A 19,744-nucleotide genomic window follows, 5' to 3' on the forward strand; every position below is an offset into this window, starting at 1 on the left:
GTTAATTAACAGATTTTTTGACAATCATCTTAGAGGAAATATTCAACCTTTGTCGAAATATATATTCATTGAGGTGAACGACGTGAATAAGCATAAACAACAATTAGTTACGATAAAAGGAACGAAAGAAGGATTGACGTTACATCTCGATGATACATGCTCATTCCAAAGCTTGTTACAAGAGCTAGAAGAAAAGCTATCGCTAACATTTCAAGGGGATGAGGAAGGTCCTTTCATAGCTGTTCATTTGCAGATTGGTAATCGTTTTCTAACAAATGAACAAGAAGAACAAATTCGTGTCCTCATTCGTTCAAAGAAGCAACTTGTTGTAGATTCAATAGAGGGGAATGTAATTTCCAAAGAGGAAGCAATAACGTGGAAACGAGAAACAGAGGTTGTTCCTGTATGTAAAATAATACGTTCAGGGCAAGTATTGCATGTACAAGGCGATTTACTACTTATTGGTGACGTGAATCCGGGTGGGAAGGTTGTGGCTGGCGGTAATATTTTTGTTTTAGGTGCTCTGCGTGGAGTTGCCCATGCGGGTGCAAATAACGATAAACAATCCGTAATTGCTGCATCAGTAATGAAGCCTTCACAATTGAAAATCTGTAATATTATTAGTCGAGCACCGGAATATGATGATGATAGTTCACATGGTATGGAATGTGCTTATATAAATGATGATAACAAAATAATAGTAGATCGTTTACAACTGCTAACTCATATAAGACCTATATTAACGCGGTTGGAAAGGGGAATGTGACAGTGGGAGATGCTATAGTCATAACATCAGGAAAAGGTGGAGTAGGCAAAACAACAACATCTGCTAATCTAGGAACCGCTTTAGCGCTAGCAGGCAAACGTGTGTGTCTAGTAGATACAGATATTGGCCTTCGAAATTTAGATGTCGTAATGGGTCTAGAAAATCGAATTATATTTGATTTAGTAGATGTAGTAGAAGGGCGTTGTTCAAAGATTAATCAAGCCTTAGTAAAAGATAAGAGGTTTGATGATAATTTATACTTACTTCCTGCAGCACAAACAAGTGATAAAACAGCTGTAACCCCTGATCAAATGAAAAAACTAGTTTCCGAAATTAGACAGGACTTTGATTATGTTCTTATCGATTGCCCCGCAGGAATCGAACAAGGATACAGAAATGCTGTCGCGGGGGCGAATAAGGCAATTGTCGTAACAACACCAGAGAAATCAGCTGTTCGAGATGCGGATCGTATTATAGGTTTACTTGAAAAAGAAGAGGACATAGAACCACCAAAACTAATAATTAATAGAATACGTAATAAAATGGTAAAAGACGGCGATATGCTAGACGTGGATGATGTTGTAGCTCATCTTTCAATTGATTTGATCGGTATCGTAGCAGACGATGATGAGGTAATTAAAGCATCCAACGAAGGTGAACCGATAGCTATGAATCCAAAGAATATAGCTGGTGTTGCTTATAGAAATATTGCACGAAGGGTGTTAGGCGAATCTGTTCCTCTCCAATCTTTAGACATTGGAGAGAAAGGTATGTTTTCAAAAATTAAAAAGTTCTTTGGCGTGAGAGTATGAATAAGATAGAGAAGGTTTATATCATTACTCTATCAAGAATATATAATGGCTTCTGATTAGTTTCCTTTTAATCAGAGGTCTTTTTCTTATGTGTCTTTTCATAAATTTATTTGCTACTAACTTTGAATAAACAATCGATCCAAAAACACCAGTCTTATTATGGAAGTTTAGCAATCTCTCGATTATATGATTTGTTGTATAGTGATTATATATATTTAGGCTCTTTTCAAAAAATTGTAACTGTATTTCAAAATTTGAAGTGATTAGGCTGTTTTATATGAACTTGATAATCATTAGAAAAGAGAACATGCAGTAACGGTTGTGTCATTCGTGTTTAGCTCCTAGTTTGAAAAATAACAATTAATAAAATAATCCTTTAGTTTCTAACATTGTAGCCGACCACTTCTATCTGTGTAGTATTTTTAAATGAGGTTGAATAGAAGACACACGATCCAAATAAATAAATATAGTTACAACGACTTTTTTCACCATCTCCTAATGGATTTTTTGTTCTAATCAATCCGGACAAGTCATAAAATAGTACAAACAATTGATTAAAGAGATCGTTCAAAAAGTTTGGGAAGAAGGACTGTAGAATTAATTTGAACAGGATATTTTAAATCCGTATGTGCCATAGAACGTTGCGGGTTTAAGTGGGACTCCATTACATCTGCTGTATGCGTAAATGACATTACGTATCTCAAGATGCTTGCGAGAGTTTTTTCAGAAAAGTTAATTCCTTAAAACAAGCAACAGAATTTTTTCTCAGTGTAGTAGCTTTATTCTGGTGCTCGTAGCTACGCGGTCTTGTAATTCTTCACTATTTTTGAACATGCTCTTAAAGGGGAATGGTGTGAGATAAATGGGACATCATCGTGCTGATGAAATTAGAAAACGTATTGCAAAAAGAAAAAAAGATAGAGGGATACGTCCACCTCGCGATCAACCCTCAAAGGAACTGTTTCGTGATGAACATCATAAAATACCAATGCCGAACTCTTCATTTCAACATGAATCTAATGATATTCATCCACTATTTCAAAAAGAAAAATTTATGTTTAAAGTACTATTTTCTATATGTCTAGTATTAATTGTAGCAATTATGTTTAAAAACGAATCAGATACATTTAAATCAGGTAGGGATTTTGTTACCCGAACATTTCAGCAAGAATTTCAATTTGCTTCTGTTTCGGCATGGTATGAAAATATATTCGGAAAACCGATTGCTCTCCTTCCTGAACGCAATATTGCAGGGGAAGATAAGACTGAATTTTCACAGTTTGAATATGCTGTCCCTGCATCAGGAAAAGTACTACAAGATTTTGAGACTGATGGACAGGGTATTGTAATTGAAACAGTAAGCAAAACACAAGTTGAGTCGATGGACGATGGTTGGGTATCCTTTGCTGGTAAGAAGGAAGGGCTTGGGAAAACAGTTATCGTTCAACATGCAAATAAAACAGAAACGTGGTATGGAAATTTGCAGTCAATCTCAACTGAAATGTTTAAATTTATTGAAAAAGGTGAAGTGATTGGTGATGTGATGGAAGATAGTGATCAAACAAAGGGAACATATTATTTTGCAATTAAAAAAGGTACCGAATTTATTGATCCGATACAGGTGATCTCATTTGAATAACATCATTGTGTTGTTATCAAAAGTCTACATTCACCCATTGCTTTGGTTTTTGATAGGGATCGGCATTATAACCGGACATGTAAGGGAACTTATCATGCTCTTTCTTATCGTTTTTGTTCACGAAATGGGTCATGTGCTTGCGGCTCATTTTTTTTCATGGCGAATTAAACGCATTGCTTTGTTACCTTTTGGTGGAGTAGCTGAGGTAGATGAACATGGGAATCGACCAATCAAGCAAGAGTTAATTGTGATTTTAGCAGGTCCACTTCAACATATATGGCTCTTGGGGGTTGGGTACCTCCTATACACTACTTCGTTGATGTCAGAAGACAGCTTTCAATTATTTGTAAATCAAAATTTAGTGATCTTTTCTTTAAATTTACTTCCTATTTGGCCGCTAGATGGAGGGAAATTATTATTTGTAATACTATCTTTAAAAGAATCTTTTAGCAATGCACATAAGAGGACACTCTACTGCTCGTTCATACTAATTGTAGCAATGGTCGTATTATTTCTAATTACCTATCCATTTCAATTAAATTTTTGGATGATCATTAGCTTCTTAGCTTACTCACTCATTATTGAATGGCGTCAACGTCATTATGTGTTTATGAGATTTTTGCTAGAGAGGTATTACGGCAAACAAGATTCCGTTCAGCAGTTAAAGTCTATAGTTGTTGATGATGTAGAACAAATTCATCATGTTTTACTAAAGTTTCAAAGAGGTTATAAACATTCCATTATTGTTCAACGTGGAGAGAAGGAAAGTGCTTCTCTAGATGAGAACGAATTATTACATGCGTATTTTTCTGAAAAGCTAGTGACGCAACCAATTGGTGATTTGTTGTATGAGTATTAATTATAATCTATGGGCTTTTTTTTTTGTCAAGCTAGACCTTTTAGCATCTAAAATATACTTATTTATTTCTTAGTACAAAAAGCAACAATCAATGCAAAAACAGCCAAGATAAAAAGCCCTCATTATTCGTAAGGGTTGGTCGGAGCTTGCACTTATCTTGTATGTGGCGGTAAAATATATAAATATCGATCGTTCACGAAATGAGGCATTGAATATTGGAAAAAAAACTTATTATTAACGCAACGAGCTTACAAAAAAGAATGGCGATAATTGAAGATAATAAGCTCGTTGAATATCATATTGAGCAACCAAATAATCATGAGGTTGTAGGAAATATCTACGTAGGTCGAGTTACTGATGTTCATCCTGGTATACAAGCAGCTTTTGTAGATTATGGAGCAGACAAGAAAGGGTTTATACATCGAGATCAACTTTTAAGCTACCATTTGTCGCCTTCATCAATAAAAGAAAAACAACAAACATCAATATCGAGTTTTGTCCATCAAGGTGAAATAATACTCGTCCAAGGAATTAAAGAAGAAATCGGTAATAAGGGTGCGAAGTTAAGCGGTATCATTGAGATACCTGGTCGTTACGTTATATATTTACCATTTGGTAATTATGTTGCAGTATCGAAAAAAATTGAAGATAATGTAAAACGAACTTATTTACAGAGCTTAGGTGAAGATTGGTGCGAAGAAAATGAAGGAGTTATTTTTAGAACGGCTTGTATAGAGGCTGATAAAGAGGTCATCATTCAAGAGTTAATATATTTAAAGGAACGTTTTCAACAACTTCAACGAAGACAGCAAATGACTAAGGCACCCTATCTTTTACATCATGGTAATCATTTTGTTGATAAGATATTTAGAGAAATTCCTCAATCAACAATTAAAGAAGTCATTGTAGATGAACAGAACTATTATAAGGAAATAAAAACAAGATTGAGCGGGATTAAAGAAGAAACTACGCCAAGTGTTTCATTGTATACGAATAAAATAAATATTTTCTCATCTTTCCATTTAGACAATGAAATAGATAAATTGCTAAAAAAAATTGTTTGGTTAGATAATGGAGGATATATCATTATTGAGCAAACAGAAGCATTAACAGTAATTGATGTGAATTCTGGCAAGTATTTAGGAAAATCTGCGATTCGTGATACTATTGTACGCATAAATAAGCTAGCTGCAATAGAGATAGCTAGACAACTTCGATTACGTGATATCGGAGGAATTATTTTAATTGATTTTATTGACATGAAAAACGAAGAAGATAAAAGACAAGTTAGTCAAGTACTTACGAAAGAAATGCGTAAAGATAGGACAAGAACTAACATCTTTGGATATACACGTTTAGGTATTCTAGAAATGTCACGCAAAAAAGTACGAGATAGTATACCTATACAGTTAACAGCAACTTGTGAGAAATGTGATGGTATAGGTAGGGTGGTTTCAAATGAAGAAATTGCATATAAACTTGATCGTGAAATGATGGAATATCGTCAAACAGATTTTGAAGCAATATGGATAGAGACGACAGAAAGCATTAAAAAGATATTTTGCGGTCCTAATGATGAGCATCTTACAAGGATAGAAACGATGTTACGGTTATCAATCTTTTTAACAACAACATCTAAGAAAACAGAAGCATTTTATGAAATAAAGCAAATGGGTACATATGCTGATATTCTTGAAAAAGTAAATAAGTCGAAAGTAGAAAACACTTATTGACAGTAAACATTTTTCTATGCTATCATTTTATTTGTGTTTGTTTGTAGCACCGTGCTACAACCGCTCAGATCAGGTACATAAATAAGTTTTCGATGCTTTCGAAACGCCTGAATACTGGCGAGTCTTAGTTTATTAAGGAGGTGCAAGTATGTACGCAATTATTGAAACTGGTGGAAAACAACTTAAAGTTGAAGAAGGTCAAGAGATTTATGTTGAAAAGCTAAACGTGGCTGATGGTGAAACTGTTACTTTTGATAAGGTTTTATTCGTAGGTGGAGACAACGTTAAAGTTGGAAGTCCTACAGTAGCTGGTGCAACTGTAACAGCAAAAGTTGAAAAACATGGCCGTCAAAAGAAAATTACTATTTTCAAATATAAACCTAAGAAAAACGTGCGTAAAAAGCAAGGTCATCGTCAACCTTACACAAAAATTGTTATTGAAAAAATCAACGCATAATCTAGGTGTACTATGATAAACGTTAAGATCGACCGTGCAAATGATGGGACGATACAATCATTTACGATGAGTGGTCATGCGTATCAAGCTGCGCATGGTCAAGATATTGTTTGTGCTGGTGCCTCAGCTGTTTCAATTGGTACTATTAATGCTATTTATGCATTAACAAATACCGAGCCAATCATTCAACAACAAGATGGTTACTTGTACTGTGAAGTACCATCTAACATTAACAAAGTTGTAGCTGATAAAATTCAGCTGTTGCTTGAAGGAATGCTCGTTTCTTTGAAATCGATTGAACAAGAGTATGGGGATTACATCAAAATTACTAAACAATAATAATAAAAATCAAATAGGAGGTGAATATCATGTTAAGATTAGACCTTCAATTTTTTGCATCTAAAAAAGGTGTAGGTAGTACAAAAAACGGACGTGATTCAATCTCGAAACGTTTAGGTGCTAAACGTGCTGATGGTCAAACAGTTACAGGTGGATCCATTTTATATCGTCAACGCGGTACAAAAATTTATCCAGGTGTCAACGTTGGCCGTGGCGGGGATGATACATTATACGCAAAAGTTGACGGCGTGGTACGTTTTGAACGGTTAGGTCGTGACCGCAAACAAGTTAGTGTGTACCCTGTTGCTCAAGAAGCGTAACATTTAAACAAACTCTAACCATTATGGTTAGAGTTTTCTTCATTTTAATATATTAACCACTATTTTGTGTCATTAGGAGTGGAAATATGAAAAAACAGTGGGATATCGTTGAGTTATTGCGGCACTCGCGTCACGATTGGTTAAATAACCTACAATTAATAAAAGGAAACTTAGAACTAAATAACCTTGATAGAGTAAAAGAAATTATTGAAGAAATGGTGATAGAAGCTGAGTATGAGGCCAAGCTTTCGAACTTAAAATTACCTTCCTTAGCAGCATATTTAATGACTTTTAATTGGGAGAGCCATAAAGTATTCATTGAATATGAGGTGCTTGGGGAAATCCAAGATTTATCTAAATACGATCAAAGTATGATAGATTGGACAAAAAGTTTGATAGAGCTTTTAGAAAATTCGGTTCACCCAAATGGAAATCACCATTTAAATATTTCAATCGATATACGTAACAATGATGTCCGTTTCTTTTTTGACTTTCGTGGCATAATATCAGAGACAGATAAAATAACTTTGTGGGTAAAAAATAACAATAGCAAAGAACAAATATCTATTACTGATTACGATATACATACCACTGAAATGTCACTAGAAGTATCTTTACTTTAACGTGACCTAAGATTTGCTGAATATATAGCTTTAGCGTCAATCTCCTCTCGTCACTCGTCATACTATCTTGAAGGCAAAAAACGTCTTCAATAGCTTCAGTGGATGTTGAGGATGATAAGGCGCATCGGCTTTTCTAAATGCTAGATCAAGGTGCTTCGGCCCGAGGTCATAAGGGAACTTGCTCAGAAGATAAAGTACAACCTTTCGACTGAACGGTTATATATGTTGCTAATAGGCCAGCGCCTTGCGCGTTTCTTAATTACTAAGATCGGAGGAAGAAAAATGTTTGTCGATCAAGTCAAAATATATGTTAAAGGTGGCGATGGTGGAAATGGAATGGTCGCCTTTCGACGTGAAAAATATGTACCAAAAGGCGGTCCTGCCGGTGGTGATGGAGGCAAAGGTGCTGACGTAATATTTCAGGTAGATGAAGGTCTAAGAACTTTGATGGATTTCCGCTATAAAAGACATTTTAAAGCGTCCCGTGGAGAACATGGCATGTCTAAGAGTATGCATGGTAAAAACGCTGAACCGCTAGTTGTTAAAGTGCCTCCAGGAACTGTTGTACTAGACGATGATACGAAAGAGGTATTAGCTGATTTAACAATCCATGAGCAAAGCGCTGCCATTGCGAAAGGTGGACGTGGTGGAAGAGGGAATATACGTTTTGCAACACCTGCCAATCCTGCACCAGAAATTGCTGAAAATGGTGAACCAGGTCAAGAACGCTATGTTACGATGGAGTTGAAAGTACTAGCTGATGTAGGATTAGTAGGTTTTCCAAGCGTTGGTAAGTCAACATTGCTTTCAACAGTTTCTGCAGCGAAGCCAAAAATAGCTGAATACCATTTCACAACGATTGTTCCAAATTTAGGTGTTGTAGAAACCGAAGATAGTCGTAGTTTTGTGATGGCAGATTTACCTGGGCTTATTGAGGGAGCTCATCAAGGTGTTGGACTAGGCCATCAATTTTTACGGCACATTGAAAGAACAAAAGTAATTGTTCATGTTATAGATATGTCTGGAATGGAAGGCAGAGATCCATATGATGATTATCAGATAATTAATGAAGAATTACGTGAATATAACCTACGTTTAACAGAACGACCACAAATCATCGTTGCAAATAAAATGGATATGCCTGATGCAGAAGAAAATTTACAGCAGTTTAAAGAAAAGCTAAACAGTGATGATGTGAAAATCTTTCCTGTATCGGCAGTAACAAGACAAGGTTTGCGTGACCTATTATTTGAAATTGCTGATCTGGTTGAAAAAACATCAGAGTTTCTTTTATATGATGAAAATGACGATCAAGAAGAAAGTCAAAGCGTTCTGTATAAACATATTAAAGAAACACCTAACTTCCAAATATCGCGTGAAAGTGATGGTTCGTTTGTAGTATATGGAAATCATGTAGAAAAATTATTTAAAATGACAGATTTCTCTAGAGATGAATCTGTACGACGCTTTTCCCGTCAGCTACGAGGTATGGGTATTGATGATGCATTACGCCAACAGGGAGCAAAGGATGGAGACCTTGTTAAGATACTTGAATTCGAGTTTGAATTTATAGATTAAATCCAAATAAAAATAATATGTCAATTTATAAATCTAACCGCTTTGGAACCTTAGAGGATTTAAGAAAAATATAAATTGAGGGGGGCTTGGGGCAAAGTGGGAGATAAGTTTTATTTAGTTCGAGAAGATGCACTGCCAGAGTCAATGAAAAAAGTACTCGAGGCAAAAGAACTAATTGAACGAAAAAAGGCAAAATCTGTTGCAGATGCTGTTCAAAAGGTTGATGTTAGTCGAAGTGTGTTTTACAAATATCGTGATGCTGTTTTCCCTTTTAATACAATTGTAAAGGAGAAAATTATAACTCTGTTCTTTCATCTAGAGGATCGCTCTGGTACGTTATCTCAATTACTGAAGCTTGTTTCGGCAGCAAAATGTAACATATTAACGATCCACCAAACAATACCTGTTCATGGAAAGGCGAATGTTACTTTATCCCTCGATACAGCTGGAATGACTGAAGAAATTAATACACTACTTTCGAAGCTAAACCGTTTAGAGTTTGTTTTGAATGTTGAAGTATTGAGTTCAGGAGCATAAAATCAGTTGGGCTTATAGACACGTATTTCATATGCACAACACAATTAATGACTACTTAATATAAATTTATATATATAATAGGAGAGGGGATACTTGTGGTACTGTCAATTGGCTATTTAGGACCAAAAGCGTCATTTACAGACCTAGCAGTTTCTAAGCTTTTTTCACCTGTAGAAAGAATACCGTTTCACACGATACCAGAGTGTATCGACGCTGTAAGTCATGGTGACGTAGAATTAAGTGTAGTACCTCTAGAAAATGCATTAGAGGGATCTGTCAATTTAACCGTTGATTATCTAATTCATGAACAAACTGTTCCGATAGTAGGTGAAATAGTAGCTCCCATAAAGCAGCATTTAATGGTACATCCAGATCATCAACAAGAATGGCAAGCTGTTGAACGAGTATTTTCACATTCTCACGCTATTGCACAGTGCCATAAATTCTTGCATAAGCATTTAAAAGGTGTTACCCATGACTACACTACTTCTACTAGTGCAGCTGCAAAGTATGTTAGGGAGAACAAAAGTGAAAAGGTAGCTGCGATTGCTAATGAATTAGCTGCATTGGAATATGGATTATCGATCGTCCGTGAAAACATTCATGATTACCAAAATAATCACACAAGGTTTGTCGTGTTGCATAAAGGGAATAAACAACTTCATACAAGTAAAAAAGTTTCAGGCTATAAAACCACCTTAATGATCTCTCTGCCATTAGATGATCAATCTGGTGCACTACACCAAGTCCTTTCAGCTTTTGCATGGAGGAAATTGAACTTATCAAAAATAGAATCTAGACCAATGAAGACCGGTCTAGGAAATTATTTTTTTCTTATTGATATAGAAAAAGAAATGGATGATGTGCTAATACCAGGTGCAATTGCTGAGCTGGAAGCTCTAGGTTGCTCTGTAAACATATTAGGAAGCTATCCATACTTTCATATTTAAAATAGCAAGTCTAGCTTCATACGCTAGCCGCTCGGTCACTTCACTAAAAAATGTAAAGGCAGACAATGCCTTTACATTTTTTTTGCTTCCAGTGCTTGTCGGTGATGACTGAGGCACTTCCGCTTTTCAAGCTGTCTAGCTATAGGTGATATCGGCTCGAGGTCATAAGTCAATCCAACAAAAAGGTTAAAAAACAACCTTCTAGTTCGATCGTCTTATGCTTGTCGCCGATGAGCAAGCACCTTCCGCTTTTCAAACTGTCTAGCTATAGCGCCTATCCCCTCGAGGTCACTTCAGCAAAAAAGTAAAGGCAAAAGGCACCTTTACATTTTTTTGCTTCCAGTGCTTGTCGGGGATGACCGAGGCACTTCCGCTTTTCTTTGTTACTAGGCTAAGAATTCAGCTTCTTTTAACGCTTCACATGCTGCGTCAAGTTTAGTTATTTCATTAGCCTCTAATGTATGCATATGAATACCATCAGTTAGTTCAGAGAGTAATGGAGCATTCGTCGTAGTTAATTTTTTGAGAAATTGTTTGACCTCATTACGATTACTAACCATGACAGATGCAGTTAAATCACCATACACAGGGTGTTCAATTGTCACATCTTTTACTGTTACACCAAGATCAACTAGTAAAGTAAGTTCTCTTTCTGTTTGTTCAGGGGTGTGACGACAAACAACAATTCGGGAATATAGTTGTTTTTGTTGTTGCTGTACATATAAATATCCTTGACTAGTTGCCAAAATTGGTTCATGTCGCGCTTTTAATAAAGAAATATCTTGTACAATGACTTGCCTACTTACTTTTGTCCGCCTTGAGAGTTCTCCTCCAGTAACTGGCCCCTGACTTTCTTTTAGCCACTTTAATATAAGATTCCTTCTCGTTTCACCAAATATTTTCTGTTCGGTACTCATTCTATACCTCCTTATTAACTGTTTTTTGAAACTGTTGATCAAGTTTGTCTAAAACCGAGATGAATTTATTAATATCAGAAATTGTTGTGTATTTACCGAAAGATAAACGTACGTATTGTTTGGCTTCCTCTTTAGATTTTCCTATGGCAAGCATAGTTTTTGAAGGCTCTTGCATACCTACTTTACATGCACTGCCAGTAGATATAGCGATGCCGAAACGGTTGCATTCAAGCATAGTATATTGACCCTCAATACCTTGAATAATTATAGCAACGATATGCTGTAGCTGATCATGAGGATGACCAATAACTTCGACAGTTCTGTTAAGTGCATGTAACTCAGAAATCAAGCTTTGTCTTAATATAGAAAAATGATCGATATCATTATCCATATTACGACAGGATATTTGAGCAGCAGCAACAAATGAAGCAATTCCTGGTACGTTTATTGTGCCAGGCCTAAAGCCATTTTCGTGAGTTGAATGAGGATATTGCGCTCTCCATTCTACTCCAGGGTGAATATATACTGCCCCAACACCTTTTGGTCCATATATTTTGTGACTTGAGATAGATATACTATCAAGGTTAAATTTCTGTACATCAATTGGAATCTTTCCAAATGTTTGAATGCAGTCACTATGAAAAAGAACATGATGTTCTTTTAGTAGTGCCCCTATTTTTGCTAAAGGTTGAATCGTTCCAATTTCTGAATTAGCATGTTGAATAGAGGCCAAAATTGTATTTGGTGTTATTTCACTTTTCAATTGTTCTAAATCTATTTGCCCGTGTTGATTAACTGATAAATATGTTACGCTAAACCCTTCTAACTCCAATTGTCGGAATACGTTTAATACAGATGAATGCTCAACTTCAGTAGTAATAAGATGATTGCCTTTATGACGATGAGCTTCAATAAGTGATTTGATGGCAAGAAAGTTACTCTCAGTACCTCCACTAGTAAAAAAAATACCCTTCTTCTTTCCATTAAACAATTTTCCTAATTCAGCTCTACAAGCCTCTAATACTTCATTTGACCTACTTCCATAATCGTGTAAACTACTAGCATTTCCAAAAATATTTGTAGATGTATGCTCATAAACCTGCATTGCTTCACTACATATAGGTGTTGTAGCAGCATAGTCTAGATAAATCATCATTTGCACCTCGTTATGAAAAAAAGTAAATATCTCTTGTCTTTAGTTTAAATATATGTCAATATAGGTGTCAAGACAGTTGTAATCTAGGGGGCGGAAATATGCCTAAAGTAGATGTAATTATTATTGGAAGTGGCATATCGGCATTAGTTGCTGCAGAACGTTTATGTAAGCATAAAAATGTGATTGTTATCACAAAGTCCACAAAATATGATAATAATTCATCTTTAGCACAAGGCGGGGTTGCTTGTGTAGTTGATGAAAATGATCATTGGATGGCACATTATTATGATACAGTTATAGCGGGACGTAATCATAATAATGAGCATTCTGTTAAGCTTCTTGTACAACAAGGACCTTTATATATACAACAATTGATTGACAATGGTATGCAGTTTGATAGAAGCGCTAGTAATCATCTGCAACTTGGTAAAGAAGGGGCTCATCGAGCATCACGGATCCTTCACGCTGGGGGAGATGCTACAGGAAGACGACTGATGACCTATTTACACAATAGGATTAAAGATAAAGTTACCATCATTGAGGATGAGATGGCTATAGATTTACTCGTGACCAATGACGTATGCACTGGAGTTATGACTAGGAATAGCAATGGACAAACAACGAAATATTATGCTGTACACACGGTGCTAGCAACAGGTGGTTGCGGTGGAATGTACAGTAGAACTTCGAATAATGATTCGGTTACTGGTGACGGCTTAGCGATGGCATATCGTGCAGGTGCACAGCTCGTTGATTTAGAATTTATTCAGTTTCATCCAACGATGTTATATGCGAATGGGATTGCTGGGGATCTAGTATCTGAAGCTGTACGTGGTGAAGGGGCAACATTGGTCACAAAAGAAGGTAGAAGAATAATGGAAGGTGTACATGAGTTAGGCGATCTTGCACCTCGCGATGTTGTTTCACGAGTCATCTACTCGGAAATGAATAAAGGTGAAGAAATATTTTTAGATATATCCACCATTGATGATTTTGATAAAAGGTTTCCAACAATAACCAAACTCTGTCAAGAACAGCAGATAGACATTAACAATAAATTTATTCCAGTCGTACCAGGAGCTCATTTTCTTATGGGGGGCATAAGGACAGACCATCAAGGTAAAACGTCTATTAAAGGCTTATATGCTGTAGGTGAAACAGCATGTACAGGAGTACATGGTGCTAATCGATTAGCAAGTAATTCATTGTTAGAAGGAATTGTATTTTCACAGCTCTTATCAGACTATATTTTACAATCCAACTTAAGTTTAAAAAATCTCAACCATTTAAAAAAACGAGACCAAATTGGACATTATTCAACAAATCTTCCTTCTAAACAACAAATACAAGCTGTGATGATGCAGAATGTAGGTATTGTTCGAGATGGAAACAGCTTGTTTGATGCAAAAACATGGTTTGAACAATATCTAACGAATGATAAGAAATATGTTGATGTATCTCAATTGACTAATGAACAAGTTACTATCATTAATATGGTGACGGTAGGTTGGCTTATTTCATCTTCAGCTCTGTTAAGAACAGAAAGTCGAGGAGGACATTATCGTACTGATTATCCTAGTGAAGATGATCTAGGATGGTTAGGGGAAGAAATAATTAGACATAAATATGAAGCTTCTACTTATGCAGTTAGTAACAGGAGATGACAGTATGAACAAAATTAAGTTACGGAAAGACATTGAACAATTTTTTTTAGAAGACGTTGGAGAGAGAGATGTAACATCTGAAACAATTTTTCCTACTCATCAACAAGGTATAGCAAAAATGATAGCTAAAGGTGATGGGCTTTTTTGCGGAGAGGACATTATTAAAGAAGGCTATCTAATACTTGATTCTAATATTACTGTAGAGACACATAAGGCCGATGGTGAGATAGTAGCTGCTGGTGATGTTATTGCGACTATTGAAGGCTCGATACAAAATATTCTCATCGGTGAGCGTGTGATATTAAACTTAATACAACGGATGAGCGGCATTGCAACACTCACTAATGAAGTAGTTAAGCGATTAAATAGTGATCATACGAGGATATGCGATACAAGAAAAACGACACCAGGATTACGTATGTTTGAAAAATACGCTGTTTCTTGTGGAGGTGGATATAATCATCGCATAGGTCTTTATGATGGTGTAATGATTAAAGATAATCATATAGCTTTTTGTGGATCAATTACAAAGGCTGTAGCAGCCGTTAGACAGCAAGTAGGTCACATGGTGAAAATTGAGGTAGAAACGGAGACAGAAGAACAGGTACTTGAAGCAGTGCAAGCAAAGGCTGATGTTATAATGTTTGATAATTGTACGCCCGAAGCAATTACAAAATATGTTTCTTTAGTGCCTACAAGTATAATTACAGAAGCATCAGGAGGAATCAATCTTGAAAGCTTACCGTTATACAGAGATACTGGTGTAGATTATATATCCTTAGGAATGCTTACACATTCTGTCAAGGCTTTAGATATTAGCATGAGAGTTAAATAGAAGGAAGGGGAGAACTGAAAATGAACGTACTAGATTTAATTCAAAGTGAAAAACATCAAGGATTGCCTGAGCGATATCGAGAATTATCAACTGAAGAAATGGTTAGACGTGTGTCGGAGATAAAGGAGAAGTTCGGTAATAAATTGTATATTCCAGGTCACCATTATCAGAAAGATGAAGTAATTCAATTCGCAGACACGACAGGTGATTCTCTTCAACTAGCACAAGTTTCAGCTGCAAATAAAGAAGCAGAATATATTGTGTTTTGTGGAGTGCACTTTATGGCTGAAACAGCAGATATATTGACCGACGACAATCAAAAAGTAATCTTGCCAGATATGCGCGCAGGATGCTCAATGGCTGATATGGCAAACCTTGAACAAACTGAGCGCGGTTTTAACAAGATGAAAGCCGAATTTGGGGATACAATTTTACCTTTAACATATGTCAATTCAACAGCTGAAATTAAGGCATTTGTTGGAAGAAACGGTGGTGCTACGGTCACATCTTCAAATGCCAAAAAAATGCTTGAATGGGCATTCACACAAAAAGAAAGGATTTTATTTTTGCCTGACCAGCATTTAGGAAGAAATACTGCCTACGATTTAGGGATTCCTTTGGAACAAATGGCTGTTTGGAATCCTATCTCTGATAGCTTCGAATATGAAGGGGACTTGGAAGAAGTAAAGGTAATTTTATGGAAAGGGCATTGTTCTGTCCATGAAAATTTCACTGTTGAGAATATTAAAGAAATACGCGCCACTAAACCTGATATGAATATTATTGTTCATCCTGAATGTAGTCGTGAAGTCGTTGAATTATCAGATGATGCAGGATCAACTAAATATATTATAGAAACAATTTCTAAAGCGGAAGCTGGAAGTAAGTGGGCAATCGGCACAGAAATGAACTTAGTTAATCGCATAATTAACGATCATCCTGATAAAGAAATTGTATCGTTAAATCCCGCAATGTGTCCGTGTTTAACTATGAATCGTATCGATTTACCGCATCTACTTTGGGCATTAGAAGAGCTTGAAAAAGGAAAAGTTCATAATCAAATTATTGTCTCAGAACAAGTTGCAGAAGATTCATTGAAAGCGTTAGAAAGAATGCTTGCAAGAGCATAATTTAAGTTACTAACTCTTTATAAACTATGTTGCAGCTCAAGAAATATTTAGTATAGATATTGTTATCAATATCGTTTGTTAATAGGAAAATATGTCAAGTACTTTATCGTTGGACTTAGAATTATTCCCTTGAACGAAGAAACATATTCAATGCGCAAACAGCCGTTATTAAGTATGAATTAACAAGAACACTCCTGGTATGTTATCAGGAGTTTTTTATAGTTGTTATACATAATTTAAGTTAATACAGCATATGTTTTGGTGAAGAATAGTGGCAAAATGCCTAAGTTCACATACACTGTAAAGACTGATTTGTGAGGAGGGAGCCTAATAGTGAAAATCCACATTGTCCAAAAAGGTGATACATTATGGAAAATTGCTCAAAAATATGGGGTTGATTTTACAGAATTAAAAAATATGAATACGCAATTAAGTAACCCGGATATGATTTTGCCTGGGATGAAAATTAAAGTACCTACTGGGAATGTTCATGTAAAAAAAGAAGCGGCTATTAACAATAATGTGAAAAAAGAAGCAAAAGTAAACGTAGTATCGAATGTCGAAGCTGAAGTGGAAGAGCCAATAATTAATCAGCCACAAAAACCATTGCCTGTCATGGCAGAAGAGAAAAAGAAAGAAGTTAAACCGGTAGAAAAAACTCAGAACAAAGCATTAATGGCTGAAGAAAACAAAGTACCATATGTTCCTCCTATGGCGAAAAAGCATACACCCTACTATCCTGAAATAGATGTGAATAACTATTATACAGTGAATATGCCAATTGTAAATCAACAACCTGCAGCTGCACCTGAGTATCCGGAAAAACCTAGTAATGTTTTACCCGGTATGATGAAACCGGAAGAGGTAGAAGCTGAAGATGTGATGATGGAGGAGAAATTAGAAATGCCAAAGATGCCACAAATGCCACAATATTACCCACCAACACCACAATATGTCGCTCCAGCATACGGATATCAGCCAACTCCACCTCCTAACTTTTATCCACAAGCAGTAAGCCCGATGATAATGCCAGAAATGGAAGAAGAAACAATGAAAGCTAATGTTATGCCTATGGAAGAAGAAATGGCAATGAAGCAAAACCAAACAACTGTAATGCCTAGTGTTGAGCAAAAACCTCCAATGGGGGTATCACCAGCAATGGCACCACAAGCACCTTATATGATGCAACCTGCACCATATTGTGTCCCAATTACACCTATTCAGCCAGGGTATGGATTTGGTTATGAACCTTACCCAATGCAACCTGCACCTGAGGGAGTATCTCCAGAAGCGCTAAGCCCAGATGAAGAAATAGAGAATAATGAAAGTGTAATGTCTTATGAAAATGCACCTACGATTCCAGAACAAGGAGGGGTAATGCCATCATACGCTAATCAACAACATTACGGTGTTAACCCAATGATGCAACAACAGGCATATAATAATCATCAATCACACCATAGGGTGGCACCATATCAGTATTATTATCCATCAGCTCCACCGTACCAACCTATTTATCCAATGCCACATTTCGATAATGAAGACAATTAAAGCAAATGGCATACTTACTTTCATCGGTGTCAATTATAAGCCAACAACAAGATGATTATTGTAACCTTGTTGTTGGCTTTGGCTTATGATCTAATTCAAACGTCTTGAACATTTGAGAAAAGCAGCAAAAGCAATGCTTTTTGTCTTGTAATGAAGAAGTAATTTTATGCGGATAAATGGTGATGAAAAACTAATTATACACTTATCAATGAGAGGGCATAAAGCCTTCTTTTTTAGTCCGCTTACGTTTGATTGTTGCTTACCGTAGACCAAATATATGTTATAAATTTATTGAGACTATGACAATGTATATGCAAAGTTGTTACGAGTACTTCACAGAAAGAGCTGTTATGAAAGTTCATTTGTCCATCGTAAGATCATTTTGGTCATATATTTAACAAGAAATTGAAGTGAAGATCAATAATGAAGGAGAAAATTTCAGAACCTGTAGTTGGATACAGGAACAAGTTATAAAAGGAATTAGCGGAGGTATGCATTCAGCTATCGTTGCTCGTCTATAAAAAAGGCTTTTTCAAATAATTCATAGGTCTTATTCATGCCATGTAAGAACAACCCTCAAGAGCAAGTAGATGCTTTAGAAGTTGTGATTAATTGTAAAAAATTGTGGGGTTGATTTGATCATTATGTCGTAGATTTGACTGAAGTTCATCAGTAGCTTTTTTCCTAAATAGAAATAAATTAATGGAAGCACAAGGGATGAAGAAGCTGCTACATTAGGTGATGCATATAACCCTCGCTGTGAGATGGGGACAACATATGAGATGACCGATTAATATTTTAAAGACGAAGCAATTCTTGAAAAAGCTCGTCAAATTGTTATTTTTCACATAATCGCTCACACTAAAAACGAGAGCTTGCAGCAGCCTCTCCAAAACTGTAAGCAGTTACCGTCGGAGTTTTAGTATAACCTTAATGCCTAAATGCCAACATAATGATGAGCATCAATCTTGTAGGTGATGTTCACACATGATGACGCAAAGAATGGTATGGGGGGATAAACGTTGCGGAAATCTGTATTTTCGATATCAGGATCGCTATTACTTGTTGGAGTGCTAGCAGCTTGTAATACAACTGCTAAAGAAGGAGCACTTGAATACAACGAACGTACAAGGCCAATCGGATATTATTCAAATGAGAATATAAACAATAATCGGTATAACCAAAATACTGGTAATGCTTTTATGATGAATGATAATGATGGTGCGATAACAGAATTTATGGATAGAAACGTTACAAATAACAAAAGGAATATTGCTTATAAAAAAAGTACAAATTATAACAATGCTCCAATGCGTTTTCCAGCAACAGTTAACCGCGAGCCACTTGCAGATCAATCAGGGTATAATTACCATGGGCACTTAAATAACTTGACTACACCAGCAAGGTCATCATATTACACCAATTATGAAGGCAGACTTGCTGAAGATATTTCACGGAAAGCAGAAACTGTGCCGAATGTAAGGGCAGCACGTACGTTAGTTCGTGGAAATGATATTATTGTTGCCTGTGATACTACAGGAAATCAACGAGAAGTTATTAATGATGTCCAACAATCCATCGGTACACTCGCTAATGGAAAAAAAGTGAAGGTTGTAACAGATACGGGAACACTATCATTAATTCGTCAAATAGATAATGATATCCGAAACGGTGGACCTCGAGAAACAATTAATAAATCAATTAACGATTTGTTTGAAGGTTCATTAAATACACGTACGAGATAAAAAAGTACAAGAGGGTCTGAACTCACGATTCATATACTATATATATGTATTGGGTTTCTGACCCTTTTGTTTTGGATAATATGCGGCATATTTGCAATTTAGATTAAAAATTTTATTAAATGGTCAGAATAAT

At 36.0% G+C, this 19,744-nt stretch carries 19 protein-coding genes and 1 other annotated feature; of the genes, 17 read left to right on the forward strand and 2 right to left on the reverse strand.

Going from position 1 to position 19,744, the window contains the following annotated elements; translation table 11 throughout:
- The first annotated feature begins 82 nt into the window (after positions 1-82).
- The 12 genes from minC to pheA all read left to right on the forward strand — a co-directional run bounded on the left by minC (position 83) and on the right by pheA (position 10,613).
- The gene (minC, locus tag SLH52_RS02665; RefSeq protein ID WP_320207753.1) at positions 83-766 is read left to right on the forward strand and encodes a septum site-determining protein MinC; all 684 of its coding nucleotides are present in this window, start codon (positions 83-85) and stop codon (positions 764-766) included.
- 2 nt (positions 767-768) lie between these two features.
- On the forward strand, positions 769-1,578 hold the full coding sequence (gene minD, locus SLH52_RS02670) for a septum site-determining protein MinD (RefSeq protein ID WP_320207754.1): 810 nt from the start codon (positions 769-771) through the stop codon (positions 1,576-1,578).
- Positions 1,579-2,440: 862 nt separating this feature from the next.
- The gene (locus SLH52_RS02675; protein WP_320207755.1) at positions 2,441-3,217 is read left to right on the forward strand and encodes a M23 family metallopeptidase; all 777 of its coding nucleotides are present in this window, start codon (positions 2,441-2,443) and stop codon (positions 3,215-3,217) included.
- Complete coding sequence (locus SLH52_RS02680) at positions 3,210-4,076, forward strand: M50 family metallopeptidase (protein ID WP_320207756.1); 867 nt, start codon at positions 3,210-3,212, stop codon at positions 4,074-4,076. The genes SLH52_RS02675 and SLH52_RS02680 overlap by 8 nt, the downstream gene beginning before the upstream one ends.
- Before the next feature lie 215 nt (positions 4,077-4,291).
- Positions 4,292-5,809: an Rne/Rng family ribonuclease gene (locus tag SLH52_RS02685; RefSeq protein WP_320207757.1), complete on the forward strand. Its 1,518-nt coding sequence runs from the start codon at positions 4,292-4,294 to the stop codon at positions 5,807-5,809.
- 48 nt (positions 5,810-5,857) lie between these two features.
- Positions 5,858-5,944, forward strand: a sequence feature (ribosomal protein L21 leader region).
- Between the two features lie 13 nt (positions 5,945-5,957).
- A complete protein-coding gene (gene rplU, locus SLH52_RS02690) occupies positions 5,958-6,266 on the forward strand; it encodes a 50S ribosomal protein L21 (protein ID WP_320207758.1) in 309 nt (102 codons plus the stop codon).
- Between the two features lie 12 nt (positions 6,267-6,278).
- The gene (locus SLH52_RS02695; RefSeq protein WP_320207759.1) at positions 6,279-6,605 is read left to right on the forward strand and encodes a ribosomal-processing cysteine protease Prp; all 327 of its coding nucleotides are present in this window, start codon (positions 6,279-6,281) and stop codon (positions 6,603-6,605) included.
- A 29-nt stretch (positions 6,606-6,634) separates the two neighbouring features.
- Positions 6,635-6,925 carry a 50S ribosomal protein L27 gene (rpmA, locus tag SLH52_RS02700; protein ID WP_214481457.1) on the forward strand — a complete coding sequence of 97 codons (291 nt, stop codon included), beginning with the start codon at positions 6,635-6,637 and terminating at the stop codon, positions 6,923-6,925.
- Between the two features lie 86 nt (positions 6,926-7,011).
- Positions 7,012-7,548 carry a sporulation initiation phosphotransferase B gene (locus SLH52_RS02705; protein WP_320207760.1) on the forward strand — a complete coding sequence of 179 codons (537 nt, stop codon included), beginning with the start codon at positions 7,012-7,014 and terminating at the stop codon, positions 7,546-7,548.
- 282 nt (positions 7,549-7,830) lie between these two features.
- Entirely contained in the window at positions 7,831-9,126 is a 1,296-nt protein-coding gene (gene obgE / locus SLH52_RS02710) for a GTPase ObgE (RefSeq protein WP_320207761.1), read from the forward strand.
- Positions 9,127-9,222: 96 nt separating this feature from the next.
- On the forward strand, positions 9,223-9,663 hold the full coding sequence (locus SLH52_RS02715) for an ACT domain-containing protein (RefSeq protein ID WP_320207762.1): 441 nt from the start codon (positions 9,223-9,225) through the stop codon (positions 9,661-9,663).
- Between the two features lie 101 nt (positions 9,664-9,764).
- The gene (pheA, locus tag SLH52_RS02720) at positions 9,765-10,613 is read left to right on the forward strand and encodes a prephenate dehydratase (protein WP_320208047.1); all 849 of its coding nucleotides are present in this window, start codon (positions 9,765-9,767) and stop codon (positions 10,611-10,613) included.
- 386 nt (positions 10,614-10,999) lie between these two features.
- On the opposite strand, the gene SLH52_RS02725 is transcribed toward pheA, so the two are convergent.
- Positions 11,000-11,530: a transcription repressor NadR gene (locus tag SLH52_RS02725; protein ID WP_320207763.1), complete on the reverse strand. Its 531-nt coding sequence runs from the start codon at positions 11,528-11,530 to the stop codon at positions 11,000-11,002.
- A 1-nt stretch (position 11,531) separates the two neighbouring features.
- The gene (locus tag SLH52_RS02730) at positions 11,532-12,683 is read right to left on the reverse strand and encodes an IscS subfamily cysteine desulfurase (RefSeq protein WP_320208048.1); all 1,152 of its coding nucleotides are present in this window, start codon (positions 12,681-12,683) and stop codon (positions 11,532-11,534) included.
- Between the two features lie 101 nt (positions 12,684-12,784).
- Between SLH52_RS02730 and nadB the strand changes: the two genes are divergently transcribed.
- The 5 genes from nadB to SLH52_RS02755 all read left to right on the forward strand — a co-directional run bounded on the left by nadB (position 12,785) and on the right by SLH52_RS02755 (position 19,611).
- Positions 12,785-14,350 (forward strand): L-aspartate oxidase, encoded by a 1,566-nt coding sequence (gene nadB / locus SLH52_RS02735; protein ID WP_320207764.1) that lies wholly within the window; start codon positions 12,785-12,787, stop codon positions 14,348-14,350.
- 4 nt (positions 14,351-14,354) lie between these two features.
- The gene (gene nadC / locus SLH52_RS02740) at positions 14,355-15,185 is read left to right on the forward strand and encodes a carboxylating nicotinate-nucleotide diphosphorylase (RefSeq protein ID WP_320207765.1); all 831 of its coding nucleotides are present in this window, start codon (positions 14,355-14,357) and stop codon (positions 15,183-15,185) included.
- Positions 15,186-15,205: 20 nt separating this feature from the next.
- Positions 15,206-16,315: a quinolinate synthase NadA gene (gene nadA / locus SLH52_RS02745; protein WP_320207766.1), complete on the forward strand. Its 1,110-nt coding sequence runs from the start codon at positions 15,206-15,208 to the stop codon at positions 16,313-16,315.
- A 333-nt stretch (positions 16,316-16,648) separates the two neighbouring features.
- Positions 16,649-17,866 carry a SafA/ExsA family spore coat assembly protein gene (safA, locus tag SLH52_RS02750; RefSeq protein ID WP_320207767.1) on the forward strand — a complete coding sequence of 406 codons (1,218 nt, stop codon included), beginning with the start codon at positions 16,649-16,651 and terminating at the stop codon, positions 17,864-17,866.
- 1,022 nt (positions 17,867-18,888) lie between these two features.
- Positions 18,889-19,611: a YhcN/YlaJ family sporulation lipoprotein gene (locus tag SLH52_RS02755; RefSeq protein WP_320207768.1), complete on the forward strand. Its 723-nt coding sequence runs from the start codon at positions 18,889-18,891 to the stop codon at positions 19,609-19,611.
- Positions 19,612-19,744 lie beyond the last annotated feature (133 nt).

Origin of the sequence: Cytobacillus sp. IB215665 (assembly GCF_033963835.1) — a bacterium.
Classification (GTDB): domain Bacteria; phylum Bacillota; class Bacilli; order Bacillales; family SM2101; genus Nanhaiella.

Coding starts and splice junctions, on each gene's coding strand:
- SLH52_RS02675 (WP_320207755.1), top strand. CDS start 2,441: ATGGGACATCATCGTGCTGATGAAATTAGAAAACGTATTGCAAAAAGA.
- rplU (WP_320207758.1), top strand. CDS start 5,958: ATGTACGCAATTATTGAAACTGGTGGAAAACAACTTAAAGTTGAAGAA.
- SLH52_RS02695 (WP_320207759.1), top strand. CDS start 6,279: ATGATAAACGTTAAGATCGACCGTGCAAATGATGGGACGATACAATCA.
- rpmA (WP_214481457.1), top strand. CDS start 6,635: ATGTTAAGATTAGACCTTCAATTTTTTGCATCTAAAAAAGGTGTAGGT.
- SLH52_RS02705 (WP_320207760.1), top strand. CDS start 7,012: ATGAAAAAACAGTGGGATATCGTTGAGTTATTGCGGCACTCGCGTCAC.
- obgE (WP_320207761.1), top strand. CDS start 7,831: ATGTTTGTCGATCAAGTCAAAATATATGTTAAAGGTGGCGATGGTGGA.
- SLH52_RS02725 (WP_320207763.1), bottom strand. CDS start 11,530: ATGAGTACCGAACAGAAAATATTTGGTGAAACGAGAAGGAATCTTATA.
- SLH52_RS02730 (WP_320208048.1), bottom strand. CDS start 12,683: ATGATTTATCTAGACTATGCTGCTACAACACCTATATGTAGTGAAGCA.
- nadB (WP_320207764.1), top strand. CDS start 12,785: ATGCCTAAAGTAGATGTAATTATTATTGGAAGTGGCATATCGGCATTA.
- nadC (WP_320207765.1), top strand. CDS start 14,355: ATGAACAAAATTAAGTTACGGAAAGACATTGAACAATTTTTTTTAGAA.
- nadA (WP_320207766.1), top strand. CDS start 15,206: ATGAACGTACTAGATTTAATTCAAAGTGAAAAACATCAAGGATTGCCT.